We start from the raw sequence: 15215 nt of genomic DNA, 5'->3' as shown, positions 1-15215 counted from the left end.
CGGAGAGGTCGGAGAGGTCAGGCGCCCGGCGGCACCCGGGACGGCCGACCCGAACCGCGGGTCAGCGCGTAACCGCCGATGCCCGCGAGCGCGGCCAGTACGGCCCCGATCCCGCTCCACACCCAGCGGTCCGACCACCAGCCCGACGACCAGCCGTCCTCCGGCTCGATGGCGGACAGGACGGCGCTCTTGCCGTCCTCGTCGTCCTCGCCGGCGCCGGACGTCACCGCGATGCCCGGCACCAGCGGCTCGGCCAGCGAACCGTCCACCGCCGCGGCGCCGCCGACGTCCTTCGACTCCACCCGGACCTCGGCGGAGACCGGCACACCGAGGTCGGAGGCCGGCACGTTCACCGCCGTCAGCCGGAGGTAGTACGTGCCCGGCAGCGGGTCGTTGGCCCACGGCTCGGACCAGGCGCGCACGGTGCGCAGGACGCAGGCCAGCTCCAGGGAGGAGGCGCCCGCGTCCGCGGTGCGGGTCTGGGCGCCCCACTGGCAGGCCTGGCGGCGGCGCAGCCCGTCGTACACGTCGATCCGCCAGGTCTGGGCGGCGTGCGTCTCGGGCAGCTTCACCGTGGCCTTCACGGTGGGACGCTGTTCCGCGTCGGCGGGGAACGACCAGTACAGGTAGTCGCCGGCGGCGCCGTCGGCCGTGGCGACCTGCCCCTGCTCGAACTCGGCCGCCGTACGGAAGGACGTGCCCGCCGTGGTCGGCGCGTCACCGCCCTCGGACGCACTCGCGGAGGGTGAGGAGTCGGCCGCCGCGGGCGCCGCGACGAGGCCGAGCAGCACGAAGGCCGCGGTCAACGCTCGGGTGAATCGCATCAGTTGGTCCTCCAGACCGCGAACCGCCAGCGCGAGAGCCAGCCCCACAGCAGACCGGCGACGAAGCCGACCAGCACCAGCAGGCCGAGCAGCCACCAGCCGCGCCCGAGGCCGAAGGCGGCCACGTCGTCGGAGTCGCCCGGACCGTCCACGACGTCGACGGTCAGCTCCAGCGGCAGACCCGGCGTGGTCTTCACACCGGAGGCGACGGAGAAGGAGTTGGTGACCTGGAGGCACACGGCCTCGGCCGGGGCGTCCTCCTCGTCACTCTCCGCCTTCGGGTAGCGCAGTCCCGTCGAGAGCACGTCGGTACGGCCGTTGCCCGCCGCCTCGCCGCGCACGATCTCCCGGCCGTGCACGGTCACCGCGCGCAGCAGCACGCCGTAGGACGGGTTCACGGCCCGGTCGGCGCCCACGCTCACGGAGGCGCGCAGCTCCTGGCCCGGCTCCACGTCCACGCGGTACCAGCGCTGCTGCCCGAACTCCTCGCGGTCGGTGTACAGCCCCGACTTGAGCGTCGGCGCCTTCGCGCACGCGTCCGCACCCTCGGTGGCCACCGGCGTCACCACCGGGTCGGCCGCGCGGTCCACCAACTGGTTGACCTTGTCCGTCAGTTCGTCGGTGTGCTCGACCGAGGTGTACGTGCCGCCGGTCGCCTCGGCGATGCAGCTGAGCTGCTTGCGCAGCTTCGTGTTGGGGACCAGGCCCAACGTGTCGATCGTGACCCCGATGCCCTTGGCGGAGATCTCGCGGGCCACCTCGCACGGGTCGAGCGGGGCGCAGGTGTCCTCGCCGTCGCTGATCAGCACGATGCGCTTGGAGCCGTTGCCGCCCTCGAGGTCGTCGGCCGCCTTCAGCAGCGCGGGGCCGATCGGCGTCCAGCCGGTGGGCGAGAGGGTCGCCACCGCCGTCTTCGCCTCGGTGCGGTCCAGCGGGCCCACCGGGTAGAGCTGCGCGGTGTCCTTGCAGCCGGTCTTCCGGTCGTCGCCCGGGTAGTCGGCACCCAGCGTGCGGATGCCCAGTTGCACCTCTTCCGGCGTCGCGTCGAGCACCTCGTTGAACGCCTGCTTCGCCGCGGCCATGCGCGTACCGCCGTCGATGTCCCGCGTCCGCATCGAACCGCTGACGTCGAGCACGAGGTCGACCTTCGGCGCGTCCTCACCCGTGGGTTCACCGGCGACCGCCCCGGCCGGGAACGCCATCCCCGCCGCCAGCGCGGCGAGCAGGGCACAGGCACCCGCCGCCAGCCGTGTTCTTGTGATCATCGGCGGATCCTATTGATCAGGGGTGCCGCGTTCCAAAACGAGACCGCGCCGATGCCGCGACTTCACCCGCCCCGACGGCGCGACTTCACGCGCCCGACGCGGTGACTTCATGCGCCCCGCAGGGGATTGGGCAGCTCCGCCCACAGATCACCCGACCCCGCCGGTGAAGTCCGCATCAGCGTCAGCGCCTTCACCGGCAGCGGCTCCTCGCGCAGGGCCACGAGGTCATCGGTGCGCGGAAGTTCGGGCAGCACCGCCTCCAGGGCCTTCCGCAGCGCCGGTCCTGAGCCGGCCGTGGCGGCCAGCGCGCCGCCCACCAGCGAGCCGAACAACTTGCGGCGCAGCGCCGCGGGTTCGTCCGTGACCACCCGGGCGGGGAGGCCGGACACGGCGATGCCGTGCCGGGCCAGCCGGGACGGGGAGACACGGATGTCGGCCAGGTCGCGGTAGACCAGGCGCAGCGGCTCGCCCGTGGGCGACAGCACGACGAGGAGGTTCTGACCGTGTGCCTCCAGAGCCACGCCCAGCTCCAGCGCGCGCAGCCCGACGACGAGGGCGAGCCGGACGAAGGACGCCAACCACGCGGGCGAGTACGGCAGTTCCGTGGTCGCGAGAGCGGCCACCGGGACGACGTGCTCGCCCGGTGCGGCGTACACCCGCGGCGACTCGCGCAGTACGGCGGCCAGGTCGGGGGAGTGGGCGGTGGCCGCGCCCAGCGTGCGGGTCACATGGAGCAGGCCGTCCGTGCGCGCCGCCAGCTCCTCCCCGAACGACGACAGGTCCGCCGAAGCGGCGATCGAGGCGACCGAGATGTCCCGCACCGAGGACGTCAGCCGGGCACTCAGCGCGGTCTTGACGTGCACCGATCCCGGCACGGCGAGGGTCCGCAGGGACATCAGCGGATGCGCGGCGGGCCCCGGCGCGAAGGGCGTCCTGAGCACATGCGCGGCCTGCCACGGATGCACCGGGACCAGCAACCGCGCCCCGTCCCGCAGCTCCCTGGGCCACACCCCCGTCACCAGGCACTCCGCCGCCGGGACCGGTACCAGGCCCAGCCCCACCACCGGCCCGTGCTCGGGCCCGTACGCGAGCTGCTCCGCCACCGAGAAGCCGGGCCGCGCACGGCAGCCGGGGTGGTACGGATGCCCGTCGACGACCCGCCGCTCCCAGCTCCAGTCGCTGTTCGGCCACGCGTCGTCCGGCCACGCATTGTCGGGCCACTCGTCCGGGTGATTCTCCCGCGCCCCCGCTGCCCCCGCCGCCACCGTCCGGGGCTGAGCCGCCCGCGACAGCGCCAACGACGCCACGCTGTGACCGAGTTCGGCGGCGAACTCCGCCGAGTGCGGTACGGCGAGGTCGGTCATCAGCCGCTCCGGGTCGTCGTACGCGGCCTCGCCCAGCCGTACGACCGCGACGTACGCGTCCGTGCGGTACGGGTCGGCGGCCGGACCGGTCAGCCGGCGGCCGTCCCGGAGGCGCAGGACGAGCCCCTCCCCGGACCGCCCGCGCCCCTCGATCCACGGCAGCGGTTCGAAGGCGAGGGCACGCCACAGCCGGGTCAGCACGGCCGCGCGGGCGCCGGGCAGCTCGGCGGTGAGGCCCGGGAGCAGACCGGGACGCACGGCCGCCAGTTCGCGGGCGACCCCGGCCTCGGCGGTGGAAGAACGATGCACGGGCGGGCTCCTCGGGTACGAGTCGGGTACGAGGCGGATACGACTGGGAGGACACGGCACGACACGGCACAGCTACGACGCCAGACATACTGATCGTCTCCGCCTCTCCGCCATGGACAGACCGTAGGGAACGAGTGGAACGCGTGGATTTCCTCCCCCCGCACATCGGCGCCGACGCCGCCCCGCAGAGCGCGGCCGAACGCGCCGACGCCTACGCGGCGGTGCCGCTGCTCAACTGCCTGCTGCGCGAGGTGGCCGAACCCCTGCCGGACCCGGGCCCCCGCCCGGTCTACCGGCTGCCCGGCGGCAGACTGCTGCGGGTCCGCCCCGGCCGCCGCCCCGCCGGGCCCGAGGTCGGCACGGCGGCGGGCGGCTGGCACCCGGTCGGCCACACCGAACTGGTGAAGCTCGTCGCCGAGGAACTGCGCCGCCACACCGGCCTGCCCAACCACGAACTGCCCATCGAGATGACCGACAGCCGGGACGCGGTCGCCGCGCTGCTGGCGGTCCGCGCCCGCGCCACCCCGCCCGCGGACCCGTACCTGCGCTCCGAACAGGCCCTCGTCACCGGCCACACCCACCACCCCGCCCCCAAGGCCCGCGGCGGCGGCCCGCAGGCGGGTTGGCTGCCGTACGCGCCCGAGGCCTACGCCCGTTTCCCGCTGACGCTGCTCGCCGTGCGCGAGGACACGGTCGTCGACGAGGGCGACACCGCGGCCCTGGACGCCCTGGCCGGCGCCCCGCCCGGCTACCGGGTGCTCCCGGCCCACCCCTGGCAGCTCGACCTGGCCGCGGGCACCCTAGCCCCGGCCTTCGCCGACGGCCGGCTCCTGCGCCTCGGCACGACCGGCTTCTTCGTGTGGCCGACCGCCGCGATCCGCACGCTGTACGCCCCCGACCCCGACCTCTTCCTCAAGTTCAGCCTCGACGTGCGGATCACCAACGACATCCGGCGCCTGTGGCGGCACGACCTGCTGAGGCTGCGCCGCACCGACACCGCCGTCACCGAGGCCTTCGACGCCATCGGCCCCCCGGCGGCCTGGCTTGCCGACCGCGGCTACCGCACCGCGGACTTCGCCTTCGAGGAACTGGCCGTCGTCGTCCGGGACGGACTGCGGGGCCGCGTCCTGCCGGGCGCCACCCCGCTGCTCGCCGCCGCCCTCGTGGAGGGCTTCGAGGGCAGCCCCCTTCAGGACACCACCGCTCCCGGTGCCTGGTGGGAGGCGTACCTCGCCGCCGTCGTGCCGCCCGTCCTGACCGCCTTCGACGACGACGGCGTGGTCCTCGAGGCGCACCTCCAGAACACCCTGGTCGCCGTCGACGCCGCCGGAATGCCGGTACAGGCCCTCTTCCGGGACGCGGAGGGCGTCAAACTGCTGCCGGACACGCCCCGGGCGGCCGGCTGGGAGCGCCTGGTCTACTGCCTGGTCGTCAACCACCTGTACGAGATCGCCGCCGCGCTCACCGAACACCACCCCGGCCTCGACCCCTGGCCCGCCGTCCGCCGCGCCCTGGCCCGCCACGACCTCCCCGAGATCCCGGCCCTGCTCGCCGCCCCCACCCTCCCCGCCAAGACCAACCTCCTGCTCCGCTGGACCGGCGCGGACGGCGCGGACGCCCGCTACCGGCCGCTGCCCAACCCACTGTGCGAGGCGCCGCGGTGAGGATCCCGCCGCGCCGTCAGGCCGACGATCCGAACGCCGACGCCGACGGTTCGACCGCGCGGGACCGGGCGGCGCCTCCCCCGGCCCGCTCCTGTTGAGGTGGAGGAGACTTCCCGCATGACTGATCCGGAGCTGACCGCGGAACGCGGCCACGGGAGTGGCATCTGGCCGTCGATCCGTACGGAGCGGGCGGCGCTGGCCGCCGATCTCGCGGAGCTGACCGAGGCGCAGTGGGCGACGCCGTCGCTGTGCGCCGGTCTGACGGTGCGCGAGGTGCTGGCGCATCTCACGGCGGGTGCGAGCCTCGACACCGTCCGCTGGCTGGCCGGGGTGATCCGCTGCCGGTTCGACTTCGACAAGCAGGTGGCCGTGAGGCTGGCGGAGCAGCTCGGCGTGGATCCGGCCGAGACCCTCGCGCGGTTCCGGCGCATCGTCCCGAGCACGACCGAGCCGCCGCTGCCCGCCATCGCCATGCTGGGCGAGACGCTCGTCCACGGAGAGGACATACGGCGTCCGCTGGGCATCCGTCACGCCTACCCGATCGACGTCGTCACACGGGTGGCCGAGTACTACCAGGGCTCGGACATGGTGGTCGTCGCCAAGAAGCGCGTCGAGGGCCTGCGACTCACCGCGACCGACGCCCCTTCAGGACCGAGCTCCGGGCCCGCGGTGTCCGGCCCCACCCTGGCCCTGGTGATGGCCATGACCGGACGCGGGGCGTACTGCGACGACCTCGAGGGCGACGGTGCGGAGATCCTTCGCGGTCGGTGCGGGGCGGCGACGTGCTCGGTCGGCGCCATACGCTTACGAACCTGATCAGCAGCCCCGTGGCGTCCGCTACGCGGGCTACGGTTCTGCAGGGGGAATCTTGAGGAAATTCGCAGTGGCCGCGGCGGCCCTTTTCGCCGCCCTCTTCCCGCAGCAGGCCCAGGCCGACGGTGCGCCGCCGACGGTCTCGGTGCCCGAACTGACCGTCGTCTCCTGGAACATCTGCGGAGAGGCGGGCGGCGTGCGCGGCCAGGCCGGGTACTGCCCGTACCGCAACGAACCGGAGCAGAAGATCGAGCAGGTCGCCCAGGTCGTCGCCGAGCGGCAGGCGGACGTGGTGATGCTTCAGGAGGTCTGCGGGCAGGCGCCCGGCAGTCACATGGACCTGCTGCAACAGAAACTGGGAAGCGCCTGGTCCATCCGCCACGCGGTCGGCGCGCGCCCCGACGGCCGCACCGACTGCCGTGGCGGGCTCACCGGGGAACTGGGCGTCCTCATCGCCGTCAAGGGCACCGTCACCGCCACGTTCGCCGAGAACACCCTGCCGGCCGGTGCCGACCAGCAGACCCTCCCCGCCCTGTGCGTGAAGGTGCAGGGCTGGGCCACCACTCCGTGCACCACCCACCTCCTGCCCGGCGACGAGACCCGCGCCGCCGGACAGGTCCGGAACGTCAAGGCGTTCCTGGCCGCCCACGCGCCCGGCGACACCGTCCTCGGCGGCGACCTCAACCGCAACGCCGGCGCCGCCGCCCTGCGCCCCCTGACGTCCACCATGGAGCGCTGCATCGACGACAACACGTACCACGGCTGGAACAGCGACACCCAGCAGCACTCGTACCACAAGCTCGACCACCTCCTCGTCTCCCGGCCCTCCTACGGCGCCCGGTTCGTGTCCTGCGCGGTCGACACCTCCCGCATGGATCAGACGCCGAACGAGCCCACCAGCGGCCCCCCGAGCGGTTACTCCGACCACGCGCCCGTCATCGGCACCTTCCGTGGCGCCCCGGTCCCGGGTGACATGACGGGTGACGGCCGCCCGGACCTGGTGGCCGTCGACACGGCCGGCCGGCTCCGGCTCTACGACGGCCTCGGAAACGGTGGAGTCACCGGCGGGCACCGCGTCATCGGCGCCAGCGGCTGGCTCAACGCCTCCGTGACCCACCGCGGTGACTTCACCGGCGACGGTCGCGAGGACGTCGTCGCGCGCGTGGGCAGTGAACTGCGGGTCTACCCCAACACCGGGAACGGCGCCGTGACCTCGCCCACGGTGATCCGTTCGGGGCTGCCCGCCGATGCCCGCTTCGTCGGCGTCGGCGACGCCACCGGCGACGGCCACCCCGACCTGGCCGCCACCTACGACGACAAGCTCTGGCTGTACGCGGGCGACCCCACGGCACGTCCCGGCGTGCGGGCACCCGTCGAGATCGGCAGCCGGGGCTGGAACGCCATGACCCTCACCGCCCCCGGTGACGCGGACGGCGACGGCCGCCCCGACCTGCTGGCCCGGGACACCGGTGACGCGCGCCTGTGGCTCTACCGGGGCCTGCCGGGCGGTGGCTTCGACGACCGCACCGAGTACGGCCACGGATACGACACGACCACCCGCCCCCTGCTCGCCGGTGCGGCCGACGCGGACGGCAACGGCGTCGCCGACATGTGGACCACCACTGACTCGGGCACCGGGACGCTGATGTTCTACGCGGGCGAGACCAACGCGGCCGGGAATCCGGTCGACGGTGCCCGCAGTACGGTGGGCGCGAGCGGGTGGAAGTCCATCGTGCTCATCGCCTGACGCTCGGGCCGTCGGAGATGCCGTCGCTACTTCGTCGCCCCCTGCGCGAACCCGTTGTAGATGTACCGCTGGAGGAACAGGAAGACCACCAGCGTCGGCACGATGACGAGCACCGCTCCCGCGGAGATGTTCTCCCAGTGCGCCCCGAACGGCCCCTTGAACCGGAACAGGGCCGTCGACATGGTCCCGAGGTCCTCGGAGGGCATGTAGAGGAAGGGGATGTAGAAGTCGTTGTACGTGGTGATGCCCTTGATGATGACCACGGTCGCGATGGCCGGCTTCAGCAGCGGAAAGATGATCTTCCGGTAGATGGTGAAGGAGTTGGCGCCGTCGAGCCGCGCGGCCTCGTCCAGGGACCGGGGGATGCCGCGGATGAACTGGAGGAAGATGTAGATGGCCACGATGTCCGTGCCCATGTACAGCAGGATCGGCGCCCAGCGGCTGTTGAACAGCCCGAAGCTGTTGACCACCTGGAAGGTGGCCACCTGCGTCGTCACCGCCGGCACCAGCGTGGCGATCAGGAACAGGGCCATCACGAGCTTCTTGAAGCGGAAGTCGAAGCGGTCGATGGCGTACGCCGTCATCGAGCCGATGATCACCGTGCCGGTGATGGAGAACAGCAGGATGAAGGCCGTGTTGCCGAAGGCCTGCAGCATGTGGCCGTCGTTGAAGGCCGTGGCGTAGTTGGAGAAGTTGAGCCAGTCGTCCGGCAGGGCGAGCGCACCCTGGCCGTCGGAGATCTCCCCGTAGGACTTCAGCGAGGTCAGGAAGACCACGGCGAGCGGCAGCAGCACCACGAGCGAGGCGACGACCAGCGACAGGTACGTCAGGGCCGTGCTGACGCGCGGACGACGGCGCGTCTGCTCCTGCGCGCGGCGGGCCGGGGCGGCGAGGGTCATACGAGGTCCACCTTCTCGTCGGGTACGAGGCGGCGCTGGATCCAGGTGATCACCAGGATGATCGCCAGCAGCACCACCGCACAGGCCGAGGCCAGGCCGGTCTTGTTGAACTGGAAGGCGAACTTCACCGTCTGGATGACGAACGTCGAGGTCTCCGTCGCGCCGCCGGTCATGATGTACGGAATCTCGAAGACGGAGAGCGAGCCGGAGATCGCCAGGATGACGCTCAGGCTCAGCACCGGCCGGATGCTCGGCGCGATGATGTGCCGGAACTGCTTCCAGCGGCCGGCGCCGTCCAGTTGGGCGGCCTCGTACAGCTCGCCGGGGATCGACTGGATCGCGCCGAGGAACAGCACGAAGTTCAGGCCGGTGAAGCGCCACACGGACACCCCGGCCATGGAGGTGTTGGCCGACTCCGGACTGCCCAGCCAGGCGTGGTCGGTACCGACGCCGAACCAGGACAGGACCGAGTCGAGCGTGCCGCCGTCCTGGAAGAAGTACAGGAAGACGAAGCCGATCGCGACGCCGTTGATCAGGTACGGGAAGAACAGGATGCCCTTGAACAGGTTCCTGAAGCGCAGGTCGAAGCTGAGGACGGCTGCGAAGTACAGGGCGATGACGATCTGTACGACGGATGCCGCGAGGTAGTAGAAGCTCACCGCGAACACCCGGAACAGCTCGGGCCGGGTGAAGATCTCGGTGTAGTTCTCCGTGCCGACGTAGTTGCGGGTGGGGCTGATGCCGTCCCAGTCGGTGAAGCTGTAGTAGATCATGTTGCCCACCGGCACGTAGGTGAACGTGATCAGCAGGGCGAGGGGGGCCAGCAGGAACAGCCACGGGGTGAGCTTGCGCAGCGGCCGGTCGCGCCACGAGGCGCCGGCCCGCGCGCGATGCCGGGTGGGTTGCTTGCCGGTCGGGCCCGTCCCGGCGGGCGGTGAAGCGGTGGAAGCGGTTCGGGTCATTGCGGAGCCAGGGCCTTTCGTCGTCCGCTGAGGCACCGTGCGCCGGGTCCCGTTCTCCGGGAGGCGGGGAGGGGACCCGGCGGGTGCGGGGTTCAGACGGGTGCCGGGGTCAGGAGCCGACGGTCTGCCTGGCCTCGGACCAGCGCTTGTTCAGGTCCTCGCAGTAGCCGTCGAGGCTCCCGTCCGTGGCGCCGCGGGCGATGTCGATGAGCTTCTTGCGGTAGTCGGGCTTGTTGAGTCCGATCTCGGAGGCGTTGTCGATGGCGTCGACCTCGGCCGTCCGTGCCGCGGAACGCTCAATCATCTTGACATCGTTGTCAACGTAGTCCTTGAGGGTCTCCGGCATTCCCTCGGCCTTCAGGGCCGAGACAGCGCCCTCTTTGGCCGCGTACCCGGACTTCTCGGTGAACCAGTCGATCCACGCCCGCGCGGCTTCCTTGTGGTCGGAGTGGATGTTGACGGCCTGCTGGTAGTCGGAGACCAAGGTGGAGCAGAACTTGCCGTCCTTCTGGTACGGGAGGGGCATGAAGCCGATGTCGTCAGGGTTCTGGTCGGCCTTCTCGGCCGCGTCCCGCATCTGGTTGATGGCCCAGGAGCCGAGCACCATGCTGCCCACCTTGCCCTTGGCCAGGAGGGTCTTGGAGCTCTCCCAGTTGGTGGTGGCCGGGTCCTTCTCCGACAGCTTCTCGTGGACGATGTCGTAGAGCAGGGTGTCGAGGGCGTTGAGGTCGTTGCCCTCGGCCCACGGCTTGTCCATGTCGGCGAGCTTGTCGTGGCCCTGGGTGTCGCAGCTGACGGAGCCGACACTGTTGGTCCAGGGGCTCTCCAGCGGCCAGCCGTCCTTGAAGTTGGTGTAGTACGGGGTCGCGCCGGTCTTGTCCTTGACGGTCTTGAGGTCGTCGAGGAACTGCTCGGGCGTCGTCGGCCAGTCGGTGATCCCGGCCTTCTTGAACAGCGCCTTGTTGTAGACCAGACCGTTGGCGGTGCCGAAGGTGGCGATGCCGTAGGTCTTGCCACCGACGTCGGTCTTGTCCGTGAAGCGGTAGGTGGGCTTCATCGACGAGGTCTCGCCGAGCGGCGCGAAGAACTTGGGATAGTCGCCCTTGGCGACTGCCGACGGGATGAGCAGGACGTCGCCGTAGTCCTCCGTGTTCATGCGAATCTTCACCTCCCCCTCGTAGTCGGTGAGGCCCTCGAACTCGACCTTCACGTCGGGGTAGGTCTCGTTGAACTCGGCGGCGTACTTCTTCATCGTCCCGTCCTCTACGAGGTCGGTGCGATTGGTGAGCACGGTGATGTCCCCCGAGACGCCGTCCGGGTTCACCGGCGCGGCGGCGGTCTCGCCGGCGTCCGCGCTGCCCCCTCCGCTGCACCCCGCAACGGTCAGCATCGCGGTGGCAAGCAGTGCGACGCTCAGCGTCCTCTTCCCCATGTGCCCAGCTCCTTTCCAAGGATTACGGCTCGGGCTCCGGTGGTGGTTGACGGCGACTATGTCAGCCGCTCGTGAACCGGTAAAGCTTCCCAAAGCTTCGCGATGCTCAATCGTTACCTGAGGTGAGAGGCTGAGGCGGGCCATTTATGTGCCAACTGTGCTTCCACGTGGCCTCCTGGCAAGGAATGAGGGCTAGACCGGTTCACTTCTGTGGGGTTAGGTTGAGCCGCGTTCATACGACACCGGGCCCGTCCCGCCGAAGGAGCCGTACATGAAGGAAGTCCTCCCGCTCGCCGAGGGCTGGAGCCTGAGCCACAGCGACAATCCGCTGCCCGCACAGGTCCCCGGCTGCGTCCACACCGACCTGCTCGCGGCCGGTCAGATCCCGGACCCCTTCCTCGGCGTCAACGAACCCGCCGTGGCCTGGGTCGGACAGCGGGCCTGGACCTACGCCCGCGACCTGCCGGCCTCCGACACCGCAGGGGAGGTGCACGAGCGGACCGACCTGGTCTTCGACGGACTCGACACCGCCGCGACCATCACGCTGGACGGCCGGGAGGTGGGCCGCACCCGGAACATGCACCGGCGTTACCGCTTCGACGTCACCGGCCGCCACGGGCGCCTGGAGGTGGACTTCGCCTCCGCCTACGACGAGGCGGCCTCGGTGCGGGCACTGACGGGGGAGCGCCCCAACGTCTACCCGGAGCCGTTCCAGTACATCCGCAAGATGGCCAGCAGCTTCGGCTGGGACTGGGGCCCGACCCTGGTGACCGCGGGCATCTGGCGCCCGGTCCGGCTGGAACGCTGGTCGACGGCCCGGCTGGCCGACGTACGCCCCCTGGTGACGGTCCACGACGGCACCGGCCGCGTCGAAGTGCGCGTCGAGATCGAGCGGACCGCGCAGGGGACGGCCCGCCCGCTCGCCGTACGTGCCACCGTCGGGGACGGCCTCGCCGAGGCGCGCGGGGTGGTGGAGGGGACACAGGCCGTACTGACGATGGAGGTGCCCGACGCCGCCCTCTGGTGGCCTCGCGGATACGGTGACCAGCCCCTGTACGACCTGGCACTCGCCCTGGTCGAAGAGGCCGCCGAAGAGCGGCCCCTCGACTCCTGGCACCGGCGCATAGGCTTCCGGACCGTGGAACTGGACCGCTCGGCGGACGAGCACGGCACCGGCTTCACTCTCGTCGTCAACGGCGAACGGATCTTCGCGCGCGGGGTCAACTGGATCCCCGACGACGTGTTCCCGTCCCGGATCACCCCCGAGCGCTACCGCACCCGGCTGCGCCAGACGGCCGACGCGGGCGTGGACCTGGTGCGGATCTGGGGCGGCGGCATCTACGAGGACGACGCCTTCTACGACGCCTGCGACGAGCTGGGGCTCATGGTCTGGCAGGACTTCCTGTTCGCCTGCGCCGCCTACCCCGAGGAGCAGCCACTGCGCGGCGAGGTCGAGGCCGAGGCGCGCGACAACGTTGTCCGGCTGATGCCGCACCCCTCGCTCGTCCTGTGGAACGGCAACAACGAGAACCTCTGGGGATTCCGTGACTGGGACTGGGAGCCCGAGCTGCGCGGCGACTCCTGGGGCGGCGGCTACTACCTGGACCTGCTCCCGCGGATCGTCGCCGAACTCGACCCCACCCGCCCCTACACCGCCGGCAGCCCCTGGTCGGGCTCCTGGGACCACCACCCCAACGACCCGGCCCACGGCACGTACCACTCCTGGGAGGTCTGGAACCGCCGGGACTACGCCGAGTACCGCGACTCGGTGCCGCGCTTCGTGTCGGAGTTCGGCTGGCAGGCGCCGCCCGCGATGGCGACCCTGCGGCGCGCGCTGCCCGGCGAACGGCTCGCGCCCGACTCGCCCGGCATGCTGCACCACCAGAAGGCCGAGGACGGCAACGGCAAGCTGAACCGGGGCGTGGAGCGCCACTTCGCGCCGCCCGAGGGCGACTTCGACCGCTGGCACTACCTCACCCAGGTCGTGCAGGCCCGCGCGATCGCCACCGGAATAGAGCACTGGCGCTCGCACTGGCCCGTGTGCGCCGGAACCATCGTCTGGCAGATCAATGACTGCTGGCCGGTCAGCTCCTGGGCGGCCATCGACGGCGACGGCCGGCTCAAGCCGCTCTACCACGAGCTGCGCCGCGTCTACGCGGACCGCCTCCTCACGCTCCACCCGGGCGACGGCGACGACGGCCTCCCCGTACTCGCCGCCGTCAACCAGTCCGCCGAGCCCTGGCAGGCACGCATCACACTGCGACGCCTGCGGGCGGACGGCACCGAGGTGGCCGAGCACGTGCTCGACGTGACCGTCGCCGCCCGCGCGGTACACCGCCGGACCGTGCCGCAGGACCTGGCCCCCGCCCAGGGGTCCGCCAAGGAGTTCCTCGTCGCGGACAGCGAGGACCTGCGCAGCGTGCACCTGCCCGTGACGGACCGCGAGTTCGCCTACCCGGTCCCGCACTACGACGTGGCCGTGGAGTCCCCGATGGGCGCCGGGACGGGTAATGTCGAGGTCGTGGTAACCGCACACACCCTCGTACGCGACCTCCTCCTGCAGGCCGACCGGCTCGGACCGGACGCGGTCTGCGACACCGGACTGCGCACCCTCCTCCCCGGCGAACAACTCCGCCTGAGGGTCACGGGCGCTACCGACACCGGGGCCAATGCCGTCCGCGCGGCGCTGTTCTGCGTGGAACCGGCGTGAGCGCACCGTCCGTACGCGTCACCATTAAGGACGTCGCCGCGGCCGCCGGCGTGTCCAAGGGCGCCGTGTCCCTGGCGTTCAACGACAAGCCGGGGGTGTCCGACGCCACCCGGGAGCGGATCTTCGCGGCGGCCCGGCAGCTGGGCTGGGCCCCGAACTCCTCGGCCCGCAGTCTGTCGCGCCAGTCCGTCGACACTGTCGGGCTGGCGATCTGCCGGCCGGCCAGGCTGCTGGGCCTGGAGCCGTTCTACATGGAGTTCATCTCCGGCATCGAGAGCGTGCTGGCCGAGCGGGACTGCTCACTGCTGCTGCGCCTGGTCGGCTCGTTGGAGGAGGAGATCGGGCTCCAGGAACGCTGGTGGCGCGAGCGGCAGGTGGGAGGCTCGATACTGGTCGACTTCCACGACGAGGACCCGCGGATCGCCCCGCTGCGGCGCATCGGGCTCCCGGCCGTGGCGGTCGGCCATCCCACCCTCACCGGAGGGTTCCCCTCGGTGTGGACCGACGACGACGCGGCCGTCGCCGAGGCGGTGCGTTACCTGGCGGTGCTGGGGCACCGGCGCATCGCGCACGTGGGCGGTCCCCGGGGGCTCGGGCACAGCGCCATTCGGACGACCGCGTTCGAACGGACCATGAGCGAACTCGGCCTCGACTGCGGTCCGCACGTCGAGACGGCCTTCTCGGGCGAGGACGGCGCGCGGGCCACCCGCTCCCTGCTGCTGTCCGCCGAGCGGCCCACGGCGATCCTCTACGACAACGACATCATGGCGGTCGCCGGACTGGGTGTCGCCGCCGAGATGGGTGTCTCCGTGCCGGACGACCTGTCGCTGCTTGCGTGGGACGACTCCCAGCTGTGCCGGCTCACCCATCCGACGCTCTCGGCGATGAGCCACGACGTGCACGGGTTCGGTGCGCAGGTCGCGCGGGTGCTGTTCGAGGTGTTGGCGGGCCACGACGTGACCTCCGGGCCCGTCGCGACGCCCTCGCTGGTACCGCGGGCGTCGACGGCGCCGCCCCCGTCGTAGGGGCAGACAGGGACGGTTCAGGGGCGCGGCGCCATGCCGCGCCCCTTCGCGTGTCACCGAGAGCTTCACCGCGGAAATACGATCCGGACCGCGGGAACACCACCCGGAGTTCACGCGGGGCAGTGGGAAGGAGAGCCGAGTCCCTTTGACATGCAAGTCAGTCGAGCGAAAGACCCTGGCCTGCGGCGACTGTCCTCCCTG

11 protein-coding genes are annotated in these 15215 nt (G+C 71.5%); 5 read left to right on the top strand and 6 right to left on the bottom strand.

Features of this window, described 5'->3' with window-relative positions:
• Positions 1-17 precede the first annotated feature (17 nt).
• The 3 genes from ACIQFU_RS34825 to ACIQFU_RS34815 form a co-directional block, all read right to left on the bottom strand.
• Positions 18-824, bottom strand: a complete 807-nt coding sequence (locus ACIQFU_RS34825) for a hypothetical protein (protein WP_402557019.1) — start codon at positions 822-824, stop codon at positions 18-20.
• The gene (locus tag ACIQFU_RS34820; RefSeq protein ID WP_042825510.1) at positions 824-2089 is read right to left on the bottom strand and encodes a VWA domain-containing protein; all 1266 of its coding nucleotides are present in this window, start codon (positions 2087-2089) and stop codon (positions 824-826) included. Before ACIQFU_RS34820 ends, ACIQFU_RS34825 begins: the two co-directional genes overlap by 1 nt.
• 107 nt (positions 2090-2196) lie before the next feature.
• Positions 2197-3762: an IucA/IucC family protein gene (locus tag ACIQFU_RS34815; RefSeq protein ID WP_402557018.1), complete on the bottom strand. Its 1566-nt coding sequence runs from the start codon at positions 3760-3762 to the stop codon at positions 2197-2199.
• A gap of 134 nt (positions 3763-3896) precedes the next feature.
• Between ACIQFU_RS34815 and ACIQFU_RS34810 the strand changes: the two genes are divergently transcribed.
• The 3 genes from ACIQFU_RS34810 (at position 3897) to ACIQFU_RS34800 (ending at position 7986) form a co-directional block, all read left to right on the top strand.
• Positions 3897-5426, top strand: coding sequence for an IucA/IucC family protein (locus ACIQFU_RS34810; protein WP_402557016.1), 1530 nt, complete (start codon positions 3897-3899; stop codon positions 5424-5426).
• A 117-nt stretch (positions 5427-5543) separates the two neighbouring features.
• On the top strand, positions 5544-6242 hold the full coding sequence (locus tag ACIQFU_RS34805; protein WP_402557014.1) for a maleylpyruvate isomerase family mycothiol-dependent enzyme: 699 nt from the start codon (positions 5544-5546) through the stop codon (positions 6240-6242).
• A 52-nt stretch (positions 6243-6294) separates the two neighbouring features.
• Positions 6295-7986: an FG-GAP-like repeat-containing protein gene (locus ACIQFU_RS34800; protein WP_402557012.1), complete on the top strand. Its 1692-nt coding sequence runs from the start codon at positions 6295-6297 to the stop codon at positions 7984-7986.
• Positions 7987-8012: 26 nt separating this feature from the next.
• Here the strand turns inward: ACIQFU_RS34800 and ACIQFU_RS34795 are convergent, their stop codons facing one another.
• The 3 genes from ACIQFU_RS34795 to ACIQFU_RS34785 all read right to left on the bottom strand — a co-directional run bounded on the left by ACIQFU_RS34795 (position 8013) and on the right by ACIQFU_RS34785 (position 11279).
• Positions 8013-8885, bottom strand: a complete 873-nt coding sequence (locus ACIQFU_RS34795; protein WP_127893270.1) for a carbohydrate ABC transporter permease — start codon at positions 8883-8885, stop codon at positions 8013-8015.
• The gene (locus tag ACIQFU_RS34790; protein WP_127893269.1) at positions 8882-9847 is read right to left on the bottom strand and encodes a carbohydrate ABC transporter permease; all 966 of its coding nucleotides are present in this window, start codon (positions 9845-9847) and stop codon (positions 8882-8884) included. Before ACIQFU_RS34790 ends, ACIQFU_RS34795 begins: the two co-directional genes overlap by 4 nt.
• A 109-nt stretch (positions 9848-9956) precedes the next feature.
• Positions 9957-11279, bottom strand: coding sequence for an ABC transporter substrate-binding protein (locus ACIQFU_RS34785; protein WP_402557010.1), 1323 nt, complete (start codon positions 11277-11279; stop codon positions 9957-9959).
• 271 nt (positions 11280-11550) lie between these two features.
• On the opposite strand from ACIQFU_RS34785, the gene ACIQFU_RS34780 reads away from it, so the two are divergent.
• Positions 11551-13989, top strand: coding sequence for a glycoside hydrolase family 2 protein (locus ACIQFU_RS34780; RefSeq protein ID WP_127893267.1), 2439 nt, complete (start codon positions 11551-11553; stop codon positions 13987-13989).
• Entirely contained in the window at positions 13986-15014 is a 1029-nt protein-coding gene (locus tag ACIQFU_RS34775; RefSeq protein ID WP_127893266.1) for a LacI family DNA-binding transcriptional regulator, read from the top strand. Before ACIQFU_RS34780 ends, ACIQFU_RS34775 begins: the two co-directional genes overlap by 4 nt.
• Positions 15015-15215 lie beyond the last annotated feature (201 nt).

It is taken from the genome of Streptomyces sp. NPDC093065 (assembly GCF_044754585.1).
Classification (GTDB): domain Bacteria; phylum Actinomycetota; class Actinomycetes; order Streptomycetales; family Streptomycetaceae; genus Streptomyces.
The sequence above is the reverse complement of the archived record's forward strand: the minus strand, read 5'-3'. Positions and strand labels throughout refer to the sequence as shown.